Source organism: Bacillus ectoiniformans, from assembly GCF_016908875.1.
Classification (GTDB): domain Bacteria; phylum Bacillota; class Bacilli; order Bacillales; family Domibacillaceae; genus Bacillus_BX; species Bacillus_BX ectoiniformans.
In genome coordinates, this window is the sequence record NZ_JAFBES010000012.1 from 70889 (window position 1) to 92308 (window position 21420).

26 protein-coding genes and 3 pseudogenes are annotated in these 21420 nt (G+C 36.6%); 12 read left to right on the forward strand and 17 right to left on the reverse strand.

What is annotated here, in order from left to right; translation table 11 throughout:
* Nucleotides 1-112 precede the first annotated feature (112 nt).
* A complete protein-coding gene (locus tag JOC78_RS14170; RefSeq protein ID WP_204557004.1) occupies nucleotides 113-1633 on the forward strand; it encodes a hypothetical protein in 1521 nt (506 codons plus the stop codon).
* A gap of 51 nt (nucleotides 1634-1684) precedes the next feature.
* Here JOC78_RS14170 and JOC78_RS14175 read toward each other — a convergent pair whose 3' ends face one another.
* From JOC78_RS14175 to JOC78_RS14185, 4 genes are all read right to left on the reverse strand, one after another.
* The gene (locus JOC78_RS14175) at nucleotides 1685-2569 is read right to left on the reverse strand and encodes an AAA family ATPase (protein ID WP_204557005.1); all 885 of its coding nucleotides are present in this window, start codon (nucleotides 2567-2569) and stop codon (nucleotides 1685-1687) included.
* A complete protein-coding gene (locus tag JOC78_RS14180; protein ID WP_204557007.1) occupies nucleotides 2566-2724 on the reverse strand; it encodes a hypothetical protein in 159 nt (52 codons plus the stop codon). Before JOC78_RS14180 ends, JOC78_RS14175 begins: the two co-directional genes overlap by 4 nt.
* 10 nt (nucleotides 2725-2734) lie before the next feature.
* Nucleotides 2735-3070: a hypothetical protein gene (locus JOC78_RS17755; protein ID WP_338023212.1), complete on the reverse strand. Its 336-nt coding sequence runs from the start codon at nucleotides 3068-3070 to the stop codon at nucleotides 2735-2737.
* A gap of 77 nt (nucleotides 3071-3147) precedes the next feature.
* Nucleotides 3148-3708, reverse strand: a complete 561-nt coding sequence (locus JOC78_RS14185) for a DUF4256 domain-containing protein (RefSeq protein WP_204557009.1) — start codon at nucleotides 3706-3708, stop codon at nucleotides 3148-3150.
* 784 nt (nucleotides 3709-4492) lie between these two features.
* Between JOC78_RS14185 and rpsN the strand changes: the two genes are divergently transcribed.
* Nucleotides 4493-4762, forward strand: a complete 270-nt coding sequence (gene rpsN, locus JOC78_RS14190) for a 30S ribosomal protein S14 (RefSeq protein ID WP_204557017.1) — start codon at nucleotides 4493-4495, stop codon at nucleotides 4760-4762.
* A 70-nt stretch (nucleotides 4763-4832) separates the two neighbouring features.
* A complete protein-coding gene (locus tag JOC78_RS14195; RefSeq protein WP_204557019.1) occupies nucleotides 4833-5189 on the forward strand; it encodes a hypothetical protein in 357 nt (118 codons plus the stop codon).
* Nucleotides 5190-5274: 85 nt separating this feature from the next.
* Here JOC78_RS14195 and JOC78_RS14200 read toward each other — a convergent pair whose 3' ends face one another.
* The 3 genes from JOC78_RS14200 to JOC78_RS14210 all read right to left on the reverse strand — a co-directional run bounded on the left by JOC78_RS14200 (nucleotide 5275) and on the right by JOC78_RS14210 (nucleotide 7217).
* Nucleotides 5275-5529 carry a type B 50S ribosomal protein L31 gene (locus JOC78_RS14200; RefSeq protein ID WP_204557022.1) on the reverse strand — a complete coding sequence of 85 codons (255 nt, stop codon included), beginning with the start codon at nucleotides 5527-5529 and terminating at the stop codon, nucleotides 5275-5277.
* 139 nt (nucleotides 5530-5668) lie between these two features.
* Nucleotides 5669-6619, reverse strand: a complete 951-nt coding sequence (locus JOC78_RS14205; RefSeq protein WP_204557026.1) for a calcium/sodium antiporter — start codon at nucleotides 6617-6619, stop codon at nucleotides 5669-5671.
* Between the two features lie 382 nt (nucleotides 6620-7001).
* The gene (locus JOC78_RS14210; RefSeq protein ID WP_204557028.1) at nucleotides 7002-7217 is read right to left on the reverse strand and encodes a hypothetical protein; all 216 of its coding nucleotides are present in this window, start codon (nucleotides 7215-7217) and stop codon (nucleotides 7002-7004) included.
* 278 nt (nucleotides 7218-7495) lie between these two features.
* On the opposite strand from JOC78_RS14210, the gene rsgA reads away from it, so the two are divergent.
* The 3 genes from rsgA (at nucleotide 7496) to JOC78_RS14225 (ending at nucleotide 9519) form a co-directional block, all read left to right on the forward strand.
* Nucleotides 7496-8587, forward strand: coding sequence for a ribosome small subunit-dependent GTPase A (rsgA, locus tag JOC78_RS14215; RefSeq protein WP_239587183.1), 1092 nt, complete (start codon nucleotides 7496-7498; stop codon nucleotides 8585-8587).
* 243 nt (nucleotides 8588-8830) lie between these two features.
* Entirely contained in the window at nucleotides 8831-9034 is a 204-nt protein-coding gene (locus tag JOC78_RS14220; protein WP_204557039.1) for a helix-turn-helix transcriptional regulator, read from the forward strand.
* Nucleotides 9034-9519 carry a hypothetical protein gene (locus tag JOC78_RS14225; RefSeq protein WP_239587184.1) on the forward strand — a complete coding sequence of 162 codons (486 nt, stop codon included), beginning with the start codon at nucleotides 9034-9036 and terminating at the stop codon, nucleotides 9517-9519. The genes JOC78_RS14220 and JOC78_RS14225 overlap by 1 nt, the downstream gene beginning before the upstream one ends.
* Nucleotides 9520-9612: 93 nt before the next feature.
* Here JOC78_RS14225 and JOC78_RS14230 read toward each other — a convergent pair whose 3' ends face one another.
* Both JOC78_RS14230 and JOC78_RS17515 read right to left on the reverse strand, forming a co-directional pair.
* Nucleotides 9613-10233, reverse strand: a complete 621-nt coding sequence (locus tag JOC78_RS14230; RefSeq protein WP_204557041.1) for an NUDIX hydrolase — start codon at nucleotides 10231-10233, stop codon at nucleotides 9613-9615.
* 56 nt (nucleotides 10234-10289) lie between these two features.
* Nucleotides 10290-10427: pseudogene (locus JOC78_RS17515) on the reverse strand (histidine phosphatase family protein); the annotation flags it as partial.
* Here JOC78_RS17515 and JOC78_RS17520 point away from each other — a divergent pair.
* Nucleotides 10421-10657, forward strand: a pseudogene (locus tag JOC78_RS17520) (histidine phosphatase family protein); the annotation flags it as partial. The pseudogenes JOC78_RS17515 and JOC78_RS17520 overlap by 7 nt on opposite strands.
* 1 nt (nucleotide 10658) lies before the next feature.
* On the opposite strand, the pseudogene JOC78_RS17525 reads toward JOC78_RS17520, so the two are convergent.
* The 5 genes and pseudogenes from JOC78_RS17525 to JOC78_RS14255 form a co-directional block, all read right to left on the reverse strand.
* A pseudogene (locus tag JOC78_RS17525) lies at nucleotides 10659-10754 on the reverse strand (histidine phosphatase family protein); the annotation flags it as partial.
* A gap of 124 nt (nucleotides 10755-10878) precedes the next feature.
* Entirely contained in the window at nucleotides 10879-11508 is a 630-nt protein-coding gene (locus JOC78_RS14240) for a pyridoxamine 5'-phosphate oxidase family protein (RefSeq protein ID WP_239587185.1), read from the reverse strand.
* A gap of 104 nt (nucleotides 11509-11612) precedes the next feature.
* Nucleotides 11613-11834, reverse strand: coding sequence for a helix-turn-helix domain-containing protein (locus tag JOC78_RS14245; protein ID WP_204557047.1), 222 nt, complete (start codon nucleotides 11832-11834; stop codon nucleotides 11613-11615).
* Nucleotides 11835-11843: 9 nt separating this feature from the next.
* The gene (locus JOC78_RS14250; RefSeq protein ID WP_204557049.1) at nucleotides 11844-12320 is read right to left on the reverse strand and encodes a DUF2975 domain-containing protein; all 477 of its coding nucleotides are present in this window, start codon (nucleotides 12318-12320) and stop codon (nucleotides 11844-11846) included.
* A gap of 438 nt (nucleotides 12321-12758) precedes the next feature.
* Nucleotides 12759-13574 (reverse strand): lipid II flippase Amj family protein, encoded by an 816-nt coding sequence (locus JOC78_RS14255; RefSeq protein ID WP_204557051.1) that lies wholly within the window; start codon nucleotides 13572-13574, stop codon nucleotides 12759-12761.
* A gap of 166 nt (nucleotides 13575-13740) precedes the next feature.
* Between JOC78_RS14255 and JOC78_RS14260 the strand changes: the two genes are divergently transcribed.
* The 5 genes from JOC78_RS14260 (at nucleotide 13741) to JOC78_RS14280 (ending at nucleotide 16614) form a co-directional block, all read left to right on the forward strand.
* Complete coding sequence (locus JOC78_RS14260) at nucleotides 13741-13977, forward strand: hypothetical protein (protein ID WP_204557053.1); 237 nt, start codon at nucleotides 13741-13743, stop codon at nucleotides 13975-13977.
* 431 nt (nucleotides 13978-14408) lie between these two features.
* Nucleotides 14409-15197 (forward strand): HipA domain-containing protein, encoded by a 789-nt coding sequence (locus tag JOC78_RS14265; RefSeq protein WP_204557055.1) that lies wholly within the window; start codon nucleotides 14409-14411, stop codon nucleotides 15195-15197.
* Between the two features lie 13 nt (nucleotides 15198-15210).
* Complete coding sequence (locus tag JOC78_RS14270; RefSeq protein ID WP_204557057.1) at nucleotides 15211-15624, forward strand: hypothetical protein; 414 nt, start codon at nucleotides 15211-15213, stop codon at nucleotides 15622-15624.
* A gap of 493 nt (nucleotides 15625-16117) precedes the next feature.
* Nucleotides 16118-16288: a hypothetical protein gene (locus JOC78_RS14275; protein WP_204557059.1), complete on the forward strand. Its 171-nt coding sequence runs from the start codon at nucleotides 16118-16120 to the stop codon at nucleotides 16286-16288.
* Nucleotides 16289-16386: 98 nt separating this feature from the next.
* On the forward strand, nucleotides 16387-16614 hold the full coding sequence (locus JOC78_RS14280; protein ID WP_239587186.1) for a type II toxin-antitoxin system PemK/MazF family toxin: 228 nt from the start codon (nucleotides 16387-16389) through the stop codon (nucleotides 16612-16614).
* A 178-nt stretch (nucleotides 16615-16792) separates the two neighbouring features.
* On the opposite strand, the gene JOC78_RS14285 is transcribed toward JOC78_RS14280, so the two are convergent.
* The 3 genes from JOC78_RS14285 to JOC78_RS14295 all read right to left on the reverse strand — a co-directional run bounded on the left by JOC78_RS14285 (nucleotide 16793) and on the right by JOC78_RS14295 (nucleotide 19904).
* Nucleotides 16793-16948: a hypothetical protein gene (locus tag JOC78_RS14285; protein WP_204557061.1), complete on the reverse strand. Its 156-nt coding sequence runs from the start codon at nucleotides 16946-16948 to the stop codon at nucleotides 16793-16795.
* A gap of 36 nt (nucleotides 16949-16984) precedes the next feature.
* The gene (locus JOC78_RS14290; protein ID WP_204557062.1) at nucleotides 16985-17896 is read right to left on the reverse strand and encodes a hypothetical protein; all 912 of its coding nucleotides are present in this window, start codon (nucleotides 17894-17896) and stop codon (nucleotides 16985-16987) included.
* A gap of 337 nt (nucleotides 17897-18233) precedes the next feature.
* On the reverse strand, nucleotides 18234-19904 hold the full coding sequence (locus JOC78_RS14295) for a hypothetical protein (protein ID WP_204557063.1): 1671 nt from the start codon (nucleotides 19902-19904) through the stop codon (nucleotides 18234-18236).
* Nucleotides 19905-21420 lie beyond the last annotated feature (1516 nt).

Genomic DNA, 21420 nt, shown 5'->3' on the forward strand with positions numbered 1-21420 from the left:
CTATATTCCCTATTACCACTCATACTATAGTGCTATAATTTTCATTAACAACAAATAACACTTATAGATAAATTCACCTGCATCTATACATACAACCGAAGGAGAAATGACATTGAAACGTTATAACCGCCTACTAATCCCTCCCATGCTATTAGTGTCTATAGCAGGGTGCAGCAGCCAAGAGCCAGCATCACCTAAGCCTCATTCCAAAGACCAGTCACACCAAACTCAACAAGTCCAGCATCCGGCTACCGTTCGCGAAGAAATTTCCGCCCAAATCAGCTCGTTAAATAAACATATTCGTGAAATCAAATTGCCTCAGCCAAATGATGAATGGTACCTGATTCCAGCTTCCACCGCTTCTTTTTCTAAAGAGCAAGATTTCTCTTTAACATTGAAACTGGAGCAAAGAACGAAAAATGAGAAGAAAAACAGCGGTCTTCCATTAAACATCACGGTAAAACCGTACCAAAAATCCGATGAGCAGGAATACATAAAACAGGGATTTACGAAGAAGAAGAATGGTAACAAAACCTATCTTATTCACCCAGACCCTAAAAAAAGTGAAATTGTCTTTACGTCTGCTGGCTACCTTTACCATGTAAGTTCATCCTCACTAGTCATGAATCAGCCGGTCTATTTATTAAATGTTCAAGAATTAATCAATATATCTCAAACGATGAACAAAAACTCTGCTTATAAAGAGTTTTTACGGATCGAACCTCACAATTACGTGTTGCCTGAATATTTTACTGACAGCGAAAAAGATCCGATTTCAATCATGGTGAGTTACAGCAACCCCTATGGCTTCCAATCATTTAATCTAGATGAGCAGGAGCTGATCATTCAGAATGGAACCATGCAGTTATTTGAAAGCCGTTCATCTGTAGATGGCTCTCTTATTCCAAATGAAAGTAATGATGAAGATTACACAAAAATAGAGGTTGATTCAGTCGTTGGTTATTTACAACATAGTGAACCTTATAAATTAGTGGCTGAATCACCTAATGGCGTATATTTGCAGATCAAGCCTGCTTCAGAGGTCAATGAAACGACCGGATCTGTTTGGACAAAGGAAGTACCTAACTGGGAAGAGGAAGCAAAGACGACGTTTATCAGCATGTTTGCCGAGGGTGTGCTGCCACCTGCATCTAGTAGTGAAAAGGAACAGGCAAAAGAGAAGTCGAAACCCAAGTCAAACCAGGAGTCCTCTCTATTTAAAGTAAAAGATCAGCACTTCTCACTATACGGGATGATGATTGGTGCTACTACATCTGAAATGAAAGACCTTCTCGGCTCCCCTCAATACGAAGGGGCGGATGAAACAGGTTTCGACGAATGGATTCAGCAGTATGAAAAGAATAACATTTATATCTCCTTCCATAATGAGCAAGCCACCTCTTTTTCCGCAGAGGTAAATGAAAAAGAGTTAGAGAGGGCAATTACGGAAAACTTTCAAGGGGAGAAGTATATAAGTGAAGAGGGAACGAAATATCTATATCTCCCAGAGACTGAAGAACTGTTGATGTATACTAGCACCAGTGACTCCCCTAACGTCACCGCTACAGTGACCTATGCAGATGGAAACTTTAAATACTGGGTTGAAGAAGGCAGTTTTAAAAAATATTACTAACAGTAAAAAGGCGCTCTTAGGTCGAGCGCCTTTTTTATTGTGACCAGAGGCTTATTTGGGTGAAAAGTTATAAGCGTTTTTTTTAAACTGATCATCATGCTGCTTAAAGAAATCATAGTATGCCCGCACATTCTCAAGCTCCGTCCATTTCTTCACCGCAGCCGGTGATGCATCTAGGTCATAGATTTTCGCCCCACGCATTGATAGCAGGAAGGGCGAATGCGTCGCGATCACAAACTGGCAGCCGAAAAAACGGGCAGAGTCTTCAATAAACTGCACCAGTTCCATCTGGCGTTTCGGTGACAGGCTATTCTCTGGCTCATCTAATAAATAGAGTCCATTGTCCACTATTTTCTCAGTAAAGTACTTGAAGGCACTTTCCCCATTTGACCATTCCCTTACATTATCCATCAGCTCCTGTCTCACAAACCGGGACTGCGACTTGCTTCTAGCAGCATTTACTTTTTTCAGCTGTTCATAATCGGCCATGGACTTCATCTGAAAAGAAGAATATTTCGCCTCTACATATTCTGTAAATAATTCCTCTCGCTTTTGATCAATTCCTTCATTGAGTGTACGGATATCTAGCATATAATCAAACACATCATCACTCGTAATGATTCTACTCTGCTCTGGGATCTCTGCCGCCTGCTGCACATGACACATTTGAACATAATCAGGATAGAAGCTCGATTGATTGAATCGCGATTCTCGGCTGAGCTCAAGCTTTTCTGCGATAACATTTAAAGCTGTTGTTTTTCCCGAACCATTACCGCCGTATAAAATCGTCACTGGCTCAAAAACCATTTCCATAAATCCTTTACTAGATAAAACCTTAAACGGATAAAACGAATCGTAACAGGTCCTCTTCACATCGATTAAAAAATCAAACTCCTGCTCCTGATCAGGAAACGAGAATTCCTTTATGTACATCATGATTCGGCCTCCTGTAAATTAGATGCCTTAAAAAAACAGCCAGTTTCGCTACTGGCTGTTTGATCTGGCTCAAAAAGTATAGTAGCTGTTAACATAAGCCCATTTGTTACAGCAACTTGCTTTAATCTCATATTGCTTAACTCTGTCAATTTCATATTCATCCCCCTATAACTGAGGTGATCTCTTGTTTTCTTTTCTATACCCTCTAAAATAAATAATAGGATTTAGTATACTGATAGCCGCAATTATCAAAAACAGAGCAGTTGAAACCGCGTCTCCTCCTAAATTCATTTCATCTACTATGATGCCGCTATAAAAAAGAACTTGGGCTGAGACAAATATAGATAGAATTGATATACAAGTAACAGTAAAACCGTTGATAACTTTACTATTAGCTCTCGGAAGAATTATGATAACAAGTAAGACCAATAACAAGATTAAAAACGAAACGAAAATTGGCCTTAACAAAGTAAATGTTCCGAACGATTCATATGTGTACATAATATTCCTCCTGCTTTCTTGGAGCACAAAGATAGTTTACATCCTAGTACTGAAATTCAATTTACTCTCTGTAACATTTAAACACTTAGCCATCCACGGAATCCTCTGGCAGCATAGTAGGAATCTGCTCCATTGTGGTATACAAAAACAGTGTCGTAGCGACGATCACAAAAAATGGCTCCGCCAAGTTCTCTAATATTAGCCGGTGTTTTCACCCAGCTTGATGTTTTCGCATCGAAATTTCCAAGTTTCTGTAGCTCCCGGTATTGCTCTTCCGTTAACAGCTCAATTCCCATCGCAGCAGCCATATCAATCACATTATTTTCTGGTTTATGTTTTTTCCTAGACTCCAGCGCTTCTCGGTCATAACAGACACTTCTGCGACCTTTAGGACTTTCCGGTGAACAGTCATAAAAGATGTATTCATTTGTCTCCTCATCATGACCAACGACATCCGGCTCGCCGCCAGTTTGCTCCATTTCATTGAGTGACCACAGTTTTTCAAGATTAGCTTCTAGCTTTGCTTGGACTTTAGCCCACTCGATTCCTTCGTGTCGGTTCATGTTCTTCTCAAAACGGTCTTTCAGTATGTTAAATAATTCTTCACGCTGTTCAAGTGACAGTTCCTTATTGGTCATCTCGGTTCCTCCTTAAACATGAGGACGGTTCTCGTTGTTCGCTCTAGGTACTGAAATATAACGAAGAACTGTCCCTATGGTCTCATTGTATAAAAGTACAACTCTCACACTTTACCATATTCTTACTTACACTTTAGCTAACAAATCGAAATACAGCAAGTGGAACAACGACTTATAAAATGTAGAATGATCATTTGGCATGTCTTATAATCAACAGAAACAAGGCATTTATGATTTTAAACAAAGGAGCGAGATACGAGGTGCAATGCTGTTGTCTAGATAAAGAACCGTATGTATTAAAGGCAGAAGGTGATATCGGAGCTGACCCGTTCTGGTGCAATCACTGAGGGTGTAACATTGATGTTGAAGCTATACCGATTTCAGCTTTACTGAAAGCTGATTGGGTCGATTGGGCAAGAACTTATGGAGACTGGATCGATTGGAATGAAGATTGTTTGCTGCCAAATGGGATAGGATTGGAGGATGCCCATAACATTCAAGGAGAGAAATTAACGAAGAAAACAATAAAAGAGCTAAATGGGATCTATAAAGTAAAGTTCAGCCCCTCTTCGACAGCTCGTCTATATAATAGAAATTTTCGGTAATAAAACTTTGAGCCAGTAAGATCTGTTTGAATCAGGTTTTACCGTTTGCAAATCGTAATAATTTCGATTAATATAGTGTTATCGTTTACTTACAAGGAAAGTGAATAGGTTTAATTTTTCAAGAAAAATTTTTTATAAATCGTAATCATTACTAATTATTAATAAAGGAGGCCCTTGATATGGCTAAAAAATCAAAAGTGGCAAAAGAATTAAAAAGACAAAAGATGGTGGAAAAGTATGCAGAGTTACGAAAAGAACTAAAAGAAAAAGGTGATTATGCGGCCTTAAGTAAGCTCCCTCGGGATTCAGCCCCTTCCCGGCTTCATAATCGCTGTCAAGTAACTGGCAGACCTAGAGGCTACCTGAGAAAGTTTAAAATGTCCCGTATTGCATTCCGCGAATTCGCTCATAAAGGTCAGATTCCTGGCGTAAAAAAATCCAGCTGGTAATAAAAATTGAAGAATTATCGTTCAATAATTAAGAGGGAAATGATTACTAAAAGAAAGATGGTCGTTAGGAATGAATGAGAAAATGATGGAAGTATTTGAGAAGAACATAGTCGATAATCTGCCAACAAAGAAAAGAGAGCTTTATCAATTTATTGTAGGCATTGAAGACAAACTAGCTCAGCAAGCAGAAACCAAAGAGCAGTTTTTAATGCTTCTTAAAAAACATCTGCCCCATTTACAGGCAGCCCATCGTTTTGATATGACATTACAAGAGATCGTAAACCTAATGCATGAAATCGAAGACGAAATCAACAATAGACTTGAAAACAAGATGAGAAGATATCAATGGATTGATTACACTGAACACGCACAAGCCAACCACCATGTCATTCAAACGAATACACAGTACTTCTTAGTTCTAGCTTAGAAAGAGAAAGCAATAGCTCTTCCTTTCTTATACAAAAGTAAAAACCCTTGACCGATCATCTATCGCCAAGGGTTTTATTTGCTCTTTATTTCTTTTCTTTCATATTATACTTCTGCATAAAGCGATCCACACGGCCGCCTTTGTCAGCAAACTTCTGTTTTCCAGTATAGAACGGATGTGTGTCTGAACTTACCTCCACCTTAATTAACGGATAGGTGTTGCCATCTTCCCATTCGATCGTTTCATTAGATGACTTCGTTGAGCCAGTCAAAAATTTATACCCGCTGTTCACGTCCATGAACACGACTTTCCCATATCTCGGATGTACTTCCGGTTTCATTTCATCACCTCATAATTAGATTATAAACTTATATTAAACGAAATGATTACGTTTTGCAAATGAAACGCTGGGGACGGTTCTTGTGTTTCATCCCCGCCGACAGAATGAAACGATAGAACCGTCCCCATGTTTCAACTGATTAATTCCTAATAATGATATACACCATATAGCCAATATACGCGATGGCTAAAATGATTCCTTCCACTCTGTCTACCTTGAACTTTGTTCTTGAGAATAATAATAAGGTGACTGTTAATACAATCATGAGAAGAGCATCTGTAAAAATTTTAGGATCCACCGCTAATGGCGAAATGACTGAAGCAGTGCCTAATACAAAAAAGATATTAAAAATATTGCTTCCGACTATGTTTCCAAGCGCAATTTCACTTTCTTTCTTAACTGCGGCGGTTATAGATGTAATTAATTCTGGAAGCGAGGTACCAACAGCTACAATGGTTAACCCAACTAGCGTTTCGCTCATCCCGAATGAGAAAGCAATTTCAGTCGCGCTTCCGACAACCAAGTCGCCGCCCCAAATGATCCCTCCTAGACCTAGAAGCGTAAAAAGAATATTCTTTCCCCATGCAATTTCTGCCGGCGCTTCCTCCTCTTCTTTTTTCCGTCCGTGCCGAGCTACTTCAAATATGTAATACAGAAATATCGCAAAGAAAAGAAGCAATATAAACCCATCGCCTCTAGTTATGAAGTTGCCGTCAGCGCCTTGCAGCTGTATATCGCTAATTAAAACAAAAAGCACGACACTGCCAAGCAGAGTAAACGGAATCTCCTTGCGAATCGTTTCACTTTCAACCATCAATGGCGCAATCATCGCCGTTATTCCAACAACCAATGTAATATTAAAGATGTTACTTCCAACGACATTCCCGATAGCTACGCCTGCACTGCCATCTAGTGCGGCGAGAATACTCACCGTCGCTTCAGGCGAGCTCGTTCCAAATGCTACAATCGTCAGACCGATTAACAATGGGGAAACCCTAAGTGCACGCGCAATACTCGAAGACCCGCTCACAAAAAAGTCAGCCCCTTTAATTAAAAGAACAAAACCAACCAATAACCAAATATATGTCATTCCTGCAGCCTCCATTTTCTGAAACATAGGGTGAAACACTGGGGACGGTTCTTGTGTTGCATGCCCAGCATAGAAATAAAACCATCCCCTTTCAATAGGTGTTTAATTAAGCCTAATCCAAAAGAATCCGAACAATATTACTCCTAAACTAATATTACCGAAAAACTCAACTTTGTTGTTACTTTTTAATTTATAGCCCGCACTAATAAAATGGAATAAGGAAAGAAAGAAAAAGAATGAATTCATAATATAATCAGGCTCTAGAAAAGCTAGAGAAAAGATATGAGCAATTGCGATGATTAGGAGACCAACCTTCAGCTTCTTTTCATGGGACATAGCTAGCACCCCTTTAATTATTTATATTTGCACCCGCCTGCTTAACCTAAGATTTTTTTAGTCTAGACACAATAAATTCAGTTATAAAGAAAATAGACAGCCCCATTATTAATATAGTAAATGAGCTAGAGATCAACTGCTTATCGAAGAACTGTTCAAATACACTATTTACAAGCAGCACGATTCCCCAAAATACAAAGGTGATAAAGTAAGCCATATTCACAGCTTTTTTGTTGATCTTATCATCGTGCTTAAAAAACATCTAACCCCTCCCCTATTATTCACTTTTATCTTACCGTTTTTATCCAAATAATTCTAATTAAAACGTACTCTTTCCTGTCCCTTTTCTTCGTAACGTTCTTCTCCATTTGCAGTAAAATGATCACTGATATGTTATATTTAAACTACTATTTGACGGAAAGGAGAGATTTTTTATGATAAGAAATCAACGCGCTGAGATTGTAACAATTGGGGAGGTATGTGCAAAATAAATGATTGCATGAAGCCTCCCAAAGGTTATGATCTGAACTTTAGGAGGAAATGAAATTGAATACTATTGATATGAATAATTTAGGGTTAACTGAAGAATTTATTCAGGAGGCTAAATCGTACAAAGATCTATTTATTGGTCGAGTTACATCACAATACAAAAATCTATATAAAGTAATGACTGAAAACGGAGAAATGACAGCTGAGGTGTCAGGTAAATTTCATTATCGTGTGAAAGATTTTTCTGAATATCCCGCTGTCGGAGATTTTGTTATGGTGGACAGAACCGATGACTCACAAGGAAACGGAATTATTCACTGCACACTTGCCCGGCGCAGTGTGTTTGTCCGTAAATCAGCAGGCTCTAAGGAAGATATTCAAGTGGTAGCTGCCAACATTGATACCGTTTTTATTTGTATGTCGCTGAACAATGATTTCAACCTGCGCAGACTAGAGCGTTACCTTGCGATTGCTTGGGACAGTGGTGCCATACCTGTTATTGTCCTTACGAAATCAGATCTATGTAAAGATCTTGAGACAAAGCTGAATGAAGTGGCGGCCATTGCTCTAGGTGTAGAAGTACTCGTGACGACCAGCACTTCAGATGAAGGGTATCAGTCCTTAAATAGATTTCTCTCTAACGGGAAGACCATTGCGTTCATCGGATCTTCTGGAGTTGGAAAATCAACCTTAATCAATTGTCTTCTAGGCCAAGAGGTATTAGATACAAACGGAATAAGAAATGATGATAAGGGCCGGCATACGACCACAAGGCGAGAACTGATTATCCTGCCAAACCGTGGAGTGGTCATTGATACCCCTGGAATGAGAGAACTTGGGGTTATTCGCGCAGATTTATCAAAATCCTTTTCAGATATTGATGAACTTGCTGCTAGCTGTAGATTTAATGATTGCACTCACAAGAATGAACCGAACTGTGCCGTGCAACAAGCCATAAAGGATGGCAGGCTGCCAGCTGAAAGGCTGGAAAGCTACTGGAAGCTGAAAAAGGAAAGTAAATATGAAGGCTTAAATTCCAAAATGATTGAGAAAGAAAAAATAAGCGAAATGTTTAGCGGCATGGGCGGCATGAAAAATGCCCGGAAATACATCAAAGAACAAGGCCGAAAAAAAAGAAGATAAAGTTTTAGAATGGTAGAATAAGCTCCCCTTTAGGCAGACAGATGAAATAATCTGTTTGCTTAAAGGGGAGTATTTATTATGTTTTGAAACATTGGGTGAACCATCGGGGACGGTTCTTATGCTGCATTCCCGACGCAAAGATGAAACCGTAGAACCTCCCCGCTTTCAACAATTTAAAAATGTAAAGTAAACTTTACCTATTAATAAGTGTAAAGCTAACTTAACATTTAAAGAGGAGACTTTATGAAAAACAGAATTCGTGAACTGCGAAAATCGAAGAAAATTACGCAGGAAGAGTTATCTAAACAAGTCGGGGTCTCACGGCAGTCAATCATTGCTATTGAATCAGGAAAATTCAATCCATCATTAGAGCTTGCCTACAACATTTCAAAGGTTTTCGACTGCACAATTGAAGATGTATTTATATTCGAAGAGGGAGGAATATAATGATGGAAGTTTCTATTGGCGGCATGATTGGATTGTACGGAGGAATGATTTGCGGGATTCTTGGCTGGTGGTTCGGCAGGAAAAAAGCAAGAGAAAACAGAGGGCTAGATGAGTTATATGACCATATTTGGCAAAAAGCGAAAGCCTATTCCTGGTATGTGACATTAGGAGCGATTTATGTCTTCTTTTCATTAGTCGTATTTGGAATTGAATTAAACATCGCAATGGTTTTAGGCATTCTACTTTTGGCACACTTAGGAAGCTGGGCTATTATTGGCGCTATTTTGTCCGTTAACATGTCCAGTCCAATTCCCTTGCAGCCTTCTCGTGTGAAATTTGGGTTAACCGTCATTGCCGTGTCTATTATTGTTTTTACGATCACCTCGATCGTGACCGGCAACTGGATGTTTTTGTTGTTAAGTATTCCGCCTAATTTAATTGGACTGTTTACTGCGCTTACTCCGCACAGAGAAGATTTTGAGTAAATGCTTAGAAACATCAGGGACGGTTCTTGTGTTGCATTCCTAGTGCAGTGATGTAAAAGGAAGACCGTCCCCACGTACTTATAGGAAAGCTATTTAAATTTGTTCTTTTATTTTTTGGATGACTTTTTTATAAAATGATAGTTGATGGGGAACGAATTTATCTTTTCCTACCATCTCCACATACATATCTCTATTACCTTCTTTATCTATCTTAAATCCGCTCACTTTAATTGTTTCCCTTTCCCCTTGCCATAGCTCGCTGAAATCTTTAAATTCCGCTAAAACAATGCCTGAAACTTCATCCGATTGAACGATAAAGTCATTAAGGCTATGCTCACTTATATACAGAAAGACATGTGCTAATTCTTTGTCTATAAAGTCTTCTCTTATTACACAATACTCTATTATTCCTAACTGTTCTAAATCATTATAAGGAACATCAATGCCCACTTCTTCTTTTATCTCTCTAACACCGTCCTGAACCATTTCATCAGCCGCCAAATGACCTGCAACGGTTATGTCCAAGAGGCTCGGATAATCTTCTTTTGAATCGCTGCGGAGCTGTAAATAGATATAATCAGTTTCTTTATGTTTGGTCACAAACCAACAATGAAAAGTCTCATGCCAATACCCAAACCTATGTACATCTTTACGAGAAGCAACTCCTATTTCATTTCTCTCTTCATCAAATATTTTAAAATATTCATTTTCCATGTGTTTCCGTCCTCAAATATCCTTTAGTTTTATCCCAGTCTCTACAAACTGTACCATTAACATTTCCACAATCTTTTAACCCCAATCAATTCATGACCTTTAAACTCCATTTTATAAATATCAGGTTTAGATGTATTTAGTAAAAAATGCAAATCATATTGACTGTCGTAATACCCCATCATTAGAAAAAGAAGTTTTAGTATTTGAAGATCTTAAAGAAAGAATTTTTTCTAATGAAGATTATCGAATAACTGATAAGGCACTATACCCTTTGCTAACAAAGTCGTTTTCCGATCCGAACTTTGCTTTAATGGGAGCGGAGTCTAATGCGGATTGTCAAAATAGAGCTATAACAGTTTTGAAAGAGATATTAACCACCTATCAAGGAAGGAAGGTTGCAATTGGAACTCATGGTGCAGTAATGGCTCCAGTTTTCCTTTTTCGGTCAACCCTCTTGTTCTTTCAGCCTCTTCTGGCTTGGGTGATTCTCCATGTCTAACCATATAAATGTAAGTTTTGATAATACCACCAGCACTTCAATTAAATTTTATATTAAAACAAAACAGGAGTTGCGCTTTTTATAAAGTTTTTTCAATAACATCACACCCTCTTAACTCTCTTATTAAATCAATTAATTTAACTAATTTAATAAAGTCTTTTTGTATACCCTTCTTCCAGTCTTTTTTGAATAATTTCTATACTGCTGTTAGATGGCTTAGCATGTTCAAATAACATTTTTGAAGCGGAAGGTAATACTTTTTTATCTGCCCAAGTATTAGGTTCCCATAGTCCCGAACGTTTAAAAGCTTTTGCACAATGAATAAAGCATTCTTCTACTTCTATTCCGATACCTAAAAGTGGTATTTTATCTCCTACAGCCATTTTCTTTAGTAAACCCTCATCCTTTACTATTGCTGCAGTACCATTAACTCTAAGAGTTTCACCAAGTCCGGGGATAAAAAAGAGAAGCCCTACCCTTGGATTTAACAAGATATTTCTTAATGAATCAATCCTTTTATTACCTGGTCTTTCTGGTATAATTAGCTGTTTTTCATTTATTACTAGTACAAAACCTGGTTTATCTCCTCTTGGAGAAGCATCACAATATCCAAGGTCGTCCGTTGTAGACATTACTAAGAATGGGGATTGTGAAATAAAATCAATACAATTGCGATCTAAATAGTTAATCACTTTATTTTTTACTAATTCACTTGGAGAACCTACTATTGCACGTAGTTCCTCTTCTGATTTAATCGAATTTATAAATACAGACAATACCAATCACATCCCATTGTCATTTTTGAATGATGCTACTTGATAAACCATTGAATTTAAAGTTAGTGTTATTAAACGGCTTCAATATACCGACGTTTATACCTTCACTCTCTTGTCTCCAAATCACATCTATACTCCAAAATATCACCTGGTTGACAGTCCAAAGCCCTACATAATGCCTCTAAAGTTGAAAACCTAACCGCCTTTGCCTTTCCATTTTTCAATATAGAAAGGTTAGCCATCGTAATACCTACCTTTTCCGATAATTCTGTAACACTCATTTTTCTTTTTGCTAACATAACATCAATATTGACTATAATAGCCACGTTTTCACCTCAGACAGTCAAATCATTCTCTGATTTAATTTTTAATACATTTTTTAAAAGCTCTTGAAGAACAGCAGTAAAAAGCAAAATAACAATAGAGGTTAATACGATCACCAGACCAACTATCGCAATACTTGGATGTAAAGCATTTTGTGTTACAAGAAATATCATACCTAATACATACAAGGCACTAATAGTACTTGCACAGTGTTTTATACTCCCTAATGTATTGACCGCAAATTCTGAAAAGGCATTTTTGTTTTCAATATAACTTAATAGTTTTAATGCTTGGTACAGTGCATAATAAAAGGGCACTGCTGTCATATACAAACCGATTAGAACTGGATACTGTAAGTAGGAAAACTCTGGATACATTTTTGCCGACTCCTTTGCAAGTGAGGGTAAGGCAAAGAGACATAAACACAGTATAACCATTCCAATAATGTAAACAACTACCTTTAATAAAGTAATCTTTCTTGGTTTCATAAAGCACCCCATTTTCCCTATTTTATCCATATCATACTACATTATTTATTGAATATCAATAAATCCTTATTTTAAATCAACATAATTTTATTGAAAACCTTTGTTGCTTAATAATCATCATTCCTATGAAAGTAATCTTTTCTCATTGCATCATTGTAAACATTTAGGCTGCTTCTAAACTTATAAGCATAAAAACAAAAAGCCACAACCCTTATACATCAAAGATTATGACTTCTTTATAACTATGCCTCCTACTCGATAAAAAAAGGCGTCTGTCCCCCAGTACGTTAAATGAATTCGCGTATTTTTATAGGTTTTCCTGGGAACTAAAATCGAAAAGGAGTGACAATTTATTTTGATAAAATATTGGTACTGAAACATGTAAGTTTGGCTTTTTGCTGAATCACTAGGACTGTTCAAGACTCAAACAGGAACGGTTCACACAATAAACTCTGTGAACCAAGCTATATATTTTGCTCCCCATATTAGTAACAGTTGGGCAAGCATTGTACCAAATAATCTTGAAGTGACCATCATTAAAGACATACTCTTTAGCCTGTTATAACTTCCTCTTTGATTCACAACATCATCAGCCATTACAGATATTTTCGGATCAATGAAAATAACCAAAAGTATTGTTGCTATTCCATTGATTAATCCAGATGCCATTATAGCTGTTGACGCTCTTTCAGGTACTAATAAGGCCGCATATAGCGCAGATAATACACCGATCGTATAGATGGCAGTTATTATCATATTTACACAAAATAGCTTTATTGGAATATCTTTAACGATAGTATCCTGCAAATATGAAAACTTTGGCAGACTAAAATGGGTCATGCCTCGCTTGATATATCGCAATGAGAATAACCTTTTCATTAGGGAAGGAACAGAACCTTTTTCCTCTGATAAATGAATGATAGCTCTTGAAAACAGTGCTATAAAAGTAGGAAGCAAGATAATACCTAAAACAGTTCCAAGCGTTGATGCCCCAATAAGAATTCGAAATTGAGTTTCTACAAATCCTAGCCCATTTTCATTTGGAGCTGTATCAATTAAACTGCCCGTAAAAGGCTGTTGCATCATATTAGCTAGTCTTGATACGATGACCATTATGTTAAAGAGAGATAAAGCGGATGCGATCATTTTCACTCTTGCCCCCGATAACCTTACCGCATATGCAAGTGTTTCTATTGAGTGAATGATAAATATAAACAAGGCTATAAATAATAATTTTTCAGTAAAGAACTCCATTCAGTTACCTTCTTTTACTTAAGATTTTATTGGGAAATTTTGATAAAATTAGTTTATCACATACAATATTCATTGAGAACAGGCCTTTCAGCAATCGTTTTGCTAAACTTTATATAGACTTACATATTCTTATTTGCTCTTTGCAAAAATAAAAGGGTGGAGTTTTATGAAAAACAGGATTTTAACATTCATAAGTATCATTTGCGCACTTATCGCTACTATATTTTTAGCACTTCATTTAACTATGGAGAAAGATGTTTATCATTACACTGTATGGATGGGAGCAACTGGGGCTTTAACGGGTTTGATTAATAAACAATGGATTTTAGCCTTATTAAATTGTCTATTAGCTGTAAGTTTACTGCTGTTTTGGTTCGTTATTGTTTTAGTTGATAATCAGTAAAGACAGTGAATGTGATGCTACTCTAAAAACTGTAGAATCATCGGGGAAGTTCAGAAACACAGGGCAGAAACACAAGGGACGGTTCTTGCGTTTCATTTCCCATACAGAAATGAAACAGTAGAACCGTCCCCGCGTTTCAATGGGAGAGGAATGGGGCAGAAGTTAAAGCGGTTATTTCATAAAAAACAGCTTTCTTTGCCTAATTTGTTTAATATAATAAGGATAGGAATGAATCCTAATCTCTAACGGGCTGGACATTTTACAACGCTAAATCAATGTCACAATTAACCTAAATGTTCATAAATAATGGATGGCTTTTAATAAGTCATGCTTACGATTGCAACCCCTCAAATTTTTAAAATTACGTGAGCGGTCAAAGGATCAATTCATACATCCATAGATATTAAAACTACTGAACGGAGGTGTACAATATGGAAAGGATTATCATTCCAGAAGATGCTAAAGTTATTGTCAGCACTTCAAGTAAAGGTGATCAATCGAAATGGTTGGTTGGTGATAAATGGGTTAAAGAAAATACTAGAGGCTACGAAAGTATAGCGGAATATGTGGCTTACCTCATTTTAGACAGCTCAACATTGACAAAGGATTCCTTTGTTTCTTATGTTCCCTGTTTGATCGAGCGACATGATGGAACAGTCAGCGAAGGATGTTATTCTAAAGATTTTCGCGGTTTTCTACAGGAAGTCACGCTTGAGCGTTTATTCGAAGCGAATTTCGAAACGACAGATGACATACTTAACTGTTCCCGCTACTCAACAGAGGATAAATTCCACTCGATAATGGATAAAATATTTCATTTCACCGGGCTAAATGTTTCAAAAGAAATATCACAAATGTTGGCATTCGATGCCTTTATTTTAAATGAGGACCGCCATACCAATAACATTCTTTTTCTATTTGATCCAGGAACAGAGACTTGGCAACTGGCCCCGATTTTTGATCATGGCTTAAGTCTATTATCAGATGTAAATGACTACCCATTAGGAATGCCAATGAGTATTTTGAAAAGAAAGGTAAAAGCAAAGCCTTTCAGCTCCTCGTTCACGAAACAATTGGCCTTATACCGTGACGAGCCGTTTATTAACCGTTCGTGGTTGCTTGAAAAGTTAGAAAACACACCCTACGATTTAAGCAGAGCAAAAGATGTAGTGCTCTCACAATTAGTGGAGCCCTCGCTGCAACGACTAATTATTGGATAAAGGAGGTGTCAAAATGATCGACTATATGAGGTTTGATGTGATGCTTATGGATAATGTAATTGCTAGTGTAAATTTAAAACCGGACGGCAGTGACTGCCCCTATGTTGTTAACTATATCAAGGGGTTTAATAAACAATTCTCTCCTAATCCGAAGGGCTATATAACAAAAGATGAGCTGGAAAGATGGCTTAAGTGGCGTGTGTTTCCAAAGACAAGGGTCAATATGGATGAATTACTTACTGGTCTCGGCTTAAACAGTTATAACCGTTGGGCGATTGTTCGTAAAACTCATGGTGTCATGGCCGATGATGAAATATGGTTGCGTTTTAAAGGCGAAACTTTAAAACATCATGATGTCACCTTGCGGAAATCTCTTTATTATCCGGACATTGAGCAAAACGATAAGAATCAATCAGTTGAATATTAGAGATTTGCGTTGTTTAGGTGGTCATATTATAGCTGGTTATCTTAAAATCAGAGGATAATCGGCACCAGCCTATTTAAACATTTAGAAGAGTGAGCCTACAGCAGAACATTCATCGATTGGAACTTTCTGTGGTAAAACGAAATGAGGCTGGATTGCAGCTATATCATAAAATAGGGCTTGAAATTAAGGGAACGAAAAGACATTCACTATGTATTAATGGAAAATTCGTTAGTGAGTATTATATGTCTAAACTTTTATAACCATTTCTTTTGAAGCTGAAGTACGATTGGTCATAAGTTCAAAAGACATGGCGCCTGTGTCCCCCTCTTTACGATAAAAACTCTAGCTCGTGAAACATGAGGACGGCTTTTGTGTAGCATGCCCAAAGCTAACAGAGCTTTACAAAAACAAGTAAATCTCCACTCACCATTTTATGCATCTATTAATATAGGGTATAATAAGGGTAGGATAATGACGAAGGAGGCATCAAAAAGTGTCTATTTCAGAAAAAATCATTAAAGATATCGAAATGTTAAGTGAAAAAGAAAGAAAACAGATGCTCGATAAAATTAAGGAAAAATACATGGCTAATGATGTCATTTTACTAAGTAAAAGTTTTGACTGGTGGGAAAATGAAGAGGATGACATCTATAATGAGCAATAAGGTGAAATTGCAACAGGGCGATGTTTGGTTGGCGGATGTAGTATTTAGAGGATCTCGTCAAACTAAACAACGTCCTGTTATTATTTGTTGGCAATGAAATGGCTTTGGACCTTGATGTCATTATTGCTCCTGTAACTAGTCAGCAGCCTCGGAACCAATTTGATGTTGTTGTTGAATATTGGAAAGAAGCTGGGTTGTTAAAACCTTCAGTCGCACGTACTTCTAAAATTATTTCGGTCCATGGTTCTGAATTGAAACGACACTTAGGTGTATTACATAATCATGATCTTGAAAGAGTCCTATATATGTGCAGAAACTTATTTTAAGTAGTGAAGTTATTCTTCAGAAGGTGGAAAATGGTTTTTGTTGCTGAAGCGCACGTGTCAACGAGACATATTCCTGCACCACAGGGACACGGTACCTGTCCCTGTGTCCCTCCAAGCGTTTCTTCTCCACAATTTTCACAATATGCTTCAATATTATTTGCCATAATTTTACACGCTCCTATTTCTCGATTTTGATTGTAATTTTTTTTGTAGCATCATCAATCTTTTTACCGATTTCAGTTCCCTTAGGTCCAAATAAAGATCCAACCTTTGTTGCTACATCTTTTACTTTAATATTTTTGTACTCTACATTTAAATTTTGTTTACCAAACATACCTTTCATCTCCTTTAAATTCGATTTTCTATGAACTTACTTTTCGGATTTAAAAAACTCCAATAATTCACTAGTTTTCGCTTCAGCCTCAATTTTTTCACAAATTTCTGGGTTCTTAAGTAAATATTCATATAGCTTTAAATGCATCTGAGAATAATCTGAAGTAAAATCCGCTAAATCACTAATTTTAGAGTTGCCTTCTATGTCTTCAATAAATTCATAATCACGCTTCATCTCTGCATAGTATAAAATGGTCTCATAAGATTTTTGATGAGCCTGTTCTTCAAATTTTGATATTAAGTATTGAAGTATTTCGTAATACCCGCTTTCTACATGCACCTGTTGAGCTATTTCCTTTAAAGTTAAATTATCGAAATCACTAAGAATGTTTTTTGAATTTTTTAATCCATAGCCACGATTGCCTTCCTCATCGTTCCAATAAATATCCCCAAAACTAATCTCATGATTTAGTGGCTTTGCAGCAACACGTAATTTATCTAATTTATTTTTTACATCTATTACACTTTTAGCATTGTTGTAATCGATTGAGGTTTTAATAGTAGCTATCCATTCATCAAATGTGACTTCATCTACCTTATCTTCATGTAAAGCACTTGTTAAAATAATTGAAACGACATCAAACAGTTCAAGTGTTTGATCTGTGCTTGAAAGATCCAAGTTTAAATTAAACCATTTTCCAATTTCTGAAGTTTCTTCAAGCGAAGCTCTTAAAAATTCCTTAACAACATGTCTTTCTGTACGTAAAACATAATTCTTGTTACCGATTTTATAATTTGCCTCTGTTCTTAAAAGTACATTCTTCATCAAAAAATTAAACTTTTTTCTCAAGAGCCTTTTTAAAGATTCTGAATCACGTGAAGTTGAAGTAATTTCTGCTTCAATTTCTTCATAGATTTCAGAAGCTAAAACTAGTTTAATATTCTCCATAATAGCTTTCCCTTCAACAGAATTCTAAAAATCTTTAATGTTAATTTTAAATCCTTTCCCTTAAAAACTCGAGGAACCAAAAACTTTTTTTAAATTCCGTACTAATCAAATTAACTATAGCTTAGGTACAATCCTCTATAATCATATCTATAATTCAACATAAGTATCCAATTTTCTTTAAAGGTTTTGTTCCAGAATATGGCCCTAAAATGCAAAACAAGCGCCAATTCCTCAAGAATGGCGCCCGGTTGTTGAAGACCAAAGGATGTTTAAAATGGATTGCACTATTTAACTCTAGCACCCTTTAGTTCAAGAAGAAATTATTTTAATGGATATCTTAATTGTTTTTTCTTCGATTATGTTCACTATAATACACTGTTAGATTTTCTTCTATGTCCTCTCGTTCCAGTGCTTCTCCTTCTTTCCAATCGACTTTGATGTAATCTTCCCAGTCGGAATATTCTCTCCGTGTCTCTTCATTTATCCATTCTTGATAATAATCTTCCTGCTGTTCCAACTGTTCCAACATGCTATCGTCTGGCTCCCAATTTTCTTGGTGAATGATATCATCTAAACCGAATCCAAACTCATTCCTTTTAAAACGAATTCCTGTACCAGTATTAGGTTTTCCTTCTCGAATCTTACCCGTGAATTTCTTTACTTTTTCTCTATAAAAATCATAGTTAGTTACTTTACCATTCCAAGGGCGCCCATCTCTAAATTCTCCAACAAAATGTTCTTTCCCCTTTTTGTATAGAGTACCTTGGGAACGTTCACCTTGTTCATATAATCCCTTAAATAATATTTTCCCATCTTCCATATAGGCAGTGCCTCTGCCTTCTCTTATTCCATTTTTTACATTTCCTCGGAAAGATACGGAACCATTAGAATGAAATTCGGTTGTAATACCAGTAAATATTACACCATTCTGAAACTTTCCATTAAAATAATATCGTTCCTGCTCTGTACCGTGCGAATCGATTAACTCTCCTTCTATAATCGTTCTTTCTGGTCCAGTTGTTTCATATTTAATCAAATAATGTTTTGAAACATTATCAAAATAACCATATACCTTACCTGTCCTAAATAACCCCTTTGTAAAGTGTCCTTCCGCCTTTTTATAGTCATTTGCCGTATAAAGTATCCCTTCCCCATCCCATAGTTCTCCGCTACGTACAGAATAAAAACGGACATTATTAATCATTACATCAAAAGATGTCATTTCTGTTTTCTGTTTTTTAACTTGATTTTCTGGAAACGTGAGTAGATAGATTTTTTGTAAAATAATATAAAAATTAATTTCCAAAAAGTCGTCTGCTGAAGAAGTAGCATACTGATCTAAAGCCGGTGACGGGAAAAAATCAGCAAAATACCGTTCACTCACCCCTTTTATAACCCGTGATAATTCATCATTCTGATCTGTAGAATTGTCTAGAGGATTTTCTAATAAGCTTTGTAATGTAAAAAAGTCATTATACATTTGATAAACTATATTTAAATCCTCATTAGATAATCCGTTTCGTAATGTCGCCACATTTTTAATCCATTCGTTGCTAAAGAACAATCGTTTAGGATTAGGGCTTATGCCTTTATTTACTGTACTTATATAGAGATCACGAAGATAAGAGAATCCACGTTGTAAATCATAGTATACAATCAAGGCTTGTTCACGAACGACCTCTTTATCACGATTTTCCTCCAAGCTTTTTAGCTCTTTTGAAACTTGAAAACTTCCTATACTTACCTTCCACACTAAATAGCTAAAAATAGCAGTTGTGATTATGCTATATAATGCTAAAAGAATTGTGCCTACATACGATAACGAAGCTATAGCATCGGCAGTCCTAGATGGATTACCTCGTAACTGGAGCATTTTTCCAAAAGCATCAAATAAATTACCAAAAATAAAATATAAAACTAGCGAACTAAGTATTAAAGGTATTAGAAATACAAGTAAAATCCAGCTCTGTTTTCGGGATAAATATCTTTTTTTCTTTTTTTTAGCCATATTAGCTCCTTGCAAATCGTTAATTGTTATTTTGATTTAATAATACTACTTTTTGCATTCATTCTTAAAGTAAGAACGCAAGTAAATCCGCATTTTCGTGACCATACCCCTAAAAGGGGTCAAGCCGACAAAACGCGGATATCATATGTTATCAAGACCTAAATTATAGAAATCCTTAAAAATAAAGAAGAACACATATTAGTCATGTATAATATGTGTTCTTCTTTTATTCAATTAAAGCGCCCGATTGTTGAAGATCTTTTTAATCAACTATAGTACCTAAGTATAGGAAAAGATGCAGGTTTACAGCGTTAATAAATTATCTGTATATAAAGGTTTTATTCAGATTACACCTCTATATCGTTTTCCGAAAAATCACGAAAAGTTTTATTGGAGCTATGTTTGCATAAAAAGCTGGATCAACAGTATTCAAAGGAAATTCCAAGAAATATTGTTTTGTAGCATTTCTCGGGGTTTTGTGTCTTCCAAAACTTTTATTTGGAAACATATAGTAACGCAGCTGTGCATCGGTAATGTTAAACCAGCTGGCTACTTCAGTGTGGCGTTACCCTTTATGCAAAAAAGATGAATGGATTATATATAGATTATACACATCTTATTAGATCTCTGTAAATTTCGCGTGCTGACAACGGAGCAGCTTGCAGAACGAAATGAGACGTTTCGGCTCTTTATTTAAACAAGGTGCAATATCAGCTGAGGAAAGCTGGCTTAATTCGTTCCTATACGCAATCGGGGTCAAGTGAGCAAAGAAAGGGGCATTCCTTTCATGCGATTTCTTTACATGGCATAGGGGCACTGCATTACAATCAGCATTTTATAGATTTACGCAGACGATCCGATTTGCACCGAATGAAGTTCTAAAGGTCTTTCAAATAAAGGAGGAACAGCTAGATGACTAAGCATCAAATCATTCGAGCCTTGCTATATGACATTTGCTTTGCAACAGGCTACGCATTTTTTCTAAGCAGTTTACTAGGTTGGTTTGTACCATCACCCTTTTTATCTTTTCTATTTATATTGCTTTCTGCAAGTCTGTTTATCCTACATATACGAGTAGACGAGCAAAATCAGAAGAAGGAAATGGTTATGTTATTTGTAGTCGTGTACCTAGCCATGATTGTATTGTACGGCATGTTTGCCTACTTCCGAGCGAAATCCAATTATAAAAAGGTACGTGGTAACCAAAATGGCGTATTAGCCAACGTGAGCGTGAGCAGATGGATCTTGACGAGAAGAATGTATTCTTTTCGTTGGGATTTGAGTATGAGAGTGAGGGGGAGTATAGAGGGCGTATCGCCAACATTTCAGAAATTTTGTATGATAAGTAGCCTAAGGAAGATTTTGCTGCTATGATTTTGGAACGTTTTTGTTCTTACTATGCATTCTAAATTGCACCTGATTGTTAATGACGCCTGATAATGACCAGAAATTGACAGCTCATTTTGTCCTGAACCTGACGGGTTTTTTGCCATTTAAAGATAGGGAGGCTTTAAAG

What these genes read in the sequence shown, in the direction of transcription:
- JOC78_RS14175 (WP_204557005.1), bottom strand. Translation starts at nt 2,569, where the DNA reads ATGATGTACATAAAGGAATTCTCGTTTCCTGATCAGGAGCAGGAGTTT.
- JOC78_RS14180 (WP_204557007.1), bottom strand. Translation starts at nt 2,724, where the DNA reads ATGAAATTGACAGAGTTAAGCAATATGAGATTAAAGCAAGTTGCTGTA.
- JOC78_RS17755 (WP_338023212.1), bottom strand. Translation starts at nt 3,070, where the DNA reads ATGTACACATATGAATCGTTCGGAACATTTACTTTGTTAAGGCCAATT.
- JOC78_RS14185 (WP_204557009.1), bottom strand. Translation starts at nt 3,708, where the DNA reads ATGACCAATAAGGAACTGTCACTTGAACAGCGTGAAGAATTATTTAAC.
- rpsN (WP_204557017.1), top strand. Translation starts at nt 4,493, where the DNA reads ATGGCTAAAAAATCAAAAGTGGCAAAAGAATTAAAAAGACAAAAGATG.
- JOC78_RS14195 (WP_204557019.1), top strand. Translation starts at nt 4,833, where the DNA reads ATGAATGAGAAAATGATGGAAGTATTTGAGAAGAACATAGTCGATAAT.
- JOC78_RS14200 (WP_204557022.1), bottom strand. Translation starts at nt 5,529, where the DNA reads ATGAAACCGGAAGTACATCCGAGATATGGGAAAGTCGTGTTCATGGAC.
- JOC78_RS14205 (WP_204557026.1), bottom strand. Translation starts at nt 6,619, where the DNA reads ATGACATATATTTGGTTATTGGTTGGTTTTGTTCTTTTAATTAAAGGG.
- JOC78_RS14210 (WP_204557028.1), bottom strand. Translation starts at nt 7,217, where the DNA reads ATGTTTTTTAAGCACGATGATAAGATCAACAAAAAAGCTGTGAATATG.
- rsgA (WP_239587183.1), top strand. Translation starts at nt 7,496, where the DNA reads ATGAAATTGAATACTATTGATATGAATAATTTAGGGTTAACTGAAGAA.
- JOC78_RS14220 (WP_204557039.1), top strand. Translation starts at nt 8,831, where the DNA reads ATGAAAAACAGAATTCGTGAACTGCGAAAATCGAAGAAAATTACGCAG.
- JOC78_RS14225 (WP_239587184.1), top strand. Translation starts at nt 9,034, where the DNA reads ATGATGGAAGTTTCTATTGGCGGCATGATTGGATTGTACGGAGGAATG.
- JOC78_RS14230 (WP_204557041.1), bottom strand. Translation starts at nt 10,233, where the DNA reads ATGGAAAATGAATATTTTAAAATATTTGATGAAGAGAGAAATGAAATA.
- JOC78_RS14250 (WP_204557049.1), bottom strand. Translation starts at nt 12,320, where the DNA reads ATGAAACCAAGAAAGATTACTTTATTAAAGGTAGTTGTTTACATTATT.
- JOC78_RS14255 (WP_204557051.1), bottom strand. Translation starts at nt 13,574, where the DNA reads ATGGAGTTCTTTACTGAAAAATTATTATTTATAGCCTTGTTTATATTT.
- JOC78_RS14260 (WP_204557053.1), top strand. Translation starts at nt 13,741, where the DNA reads ATGAAAAACAGGATTTTAACATTCATAAGTATCATTTGCGCACTTATC.
- JOC78_RS14265 (WP_204557055.1), top strand. Translation starts at nt 14,409, where the DNA reads ATGGAAAGGATTATCATTCCAGAAGATGCTAAAGTTATTGTCAGCACT.
- JOC78_RS14270 (WP_204557057.1), top strand. Translation starts at nt 15,211, where the DNA reads ATGATCGACTATATGAGGTTTGATGTGATGCTTATGGATAATGTAATT.
- JOC78_RS14280 (WP_239587186.1), top strand. Translation starts at nt 16,387, where the DNA reads ATGGCTTTGGACCTTGATGTCATTATTGCTCCTGTAACTAGTCAGCAG.
- JOC78_RS14285 (WP_204557061.1), bottom strand. Translation starts at nt 16,948, where the DNA reads ATGTTTGGTAAACAAAATTTAAATGTAGAGTACAAAAATATTAAAGTA.
- JOC78_RS14290 (WP_204557062.1), bottom strand. Translation starts at nt 17,896, where the DNA reads ATGGAGAATATTAAACTAGTTTTAGCTTCTGAAATCTATGAAGAAATT.
- JOC78_RS14295 (WP_204557063.1), bottom strand. Translation starts at nt 19,904, where the DNA reads ATGGCTAAAAAAAAGAAAAAAAGATATTTATCCCGAAAACAGAGCTGG.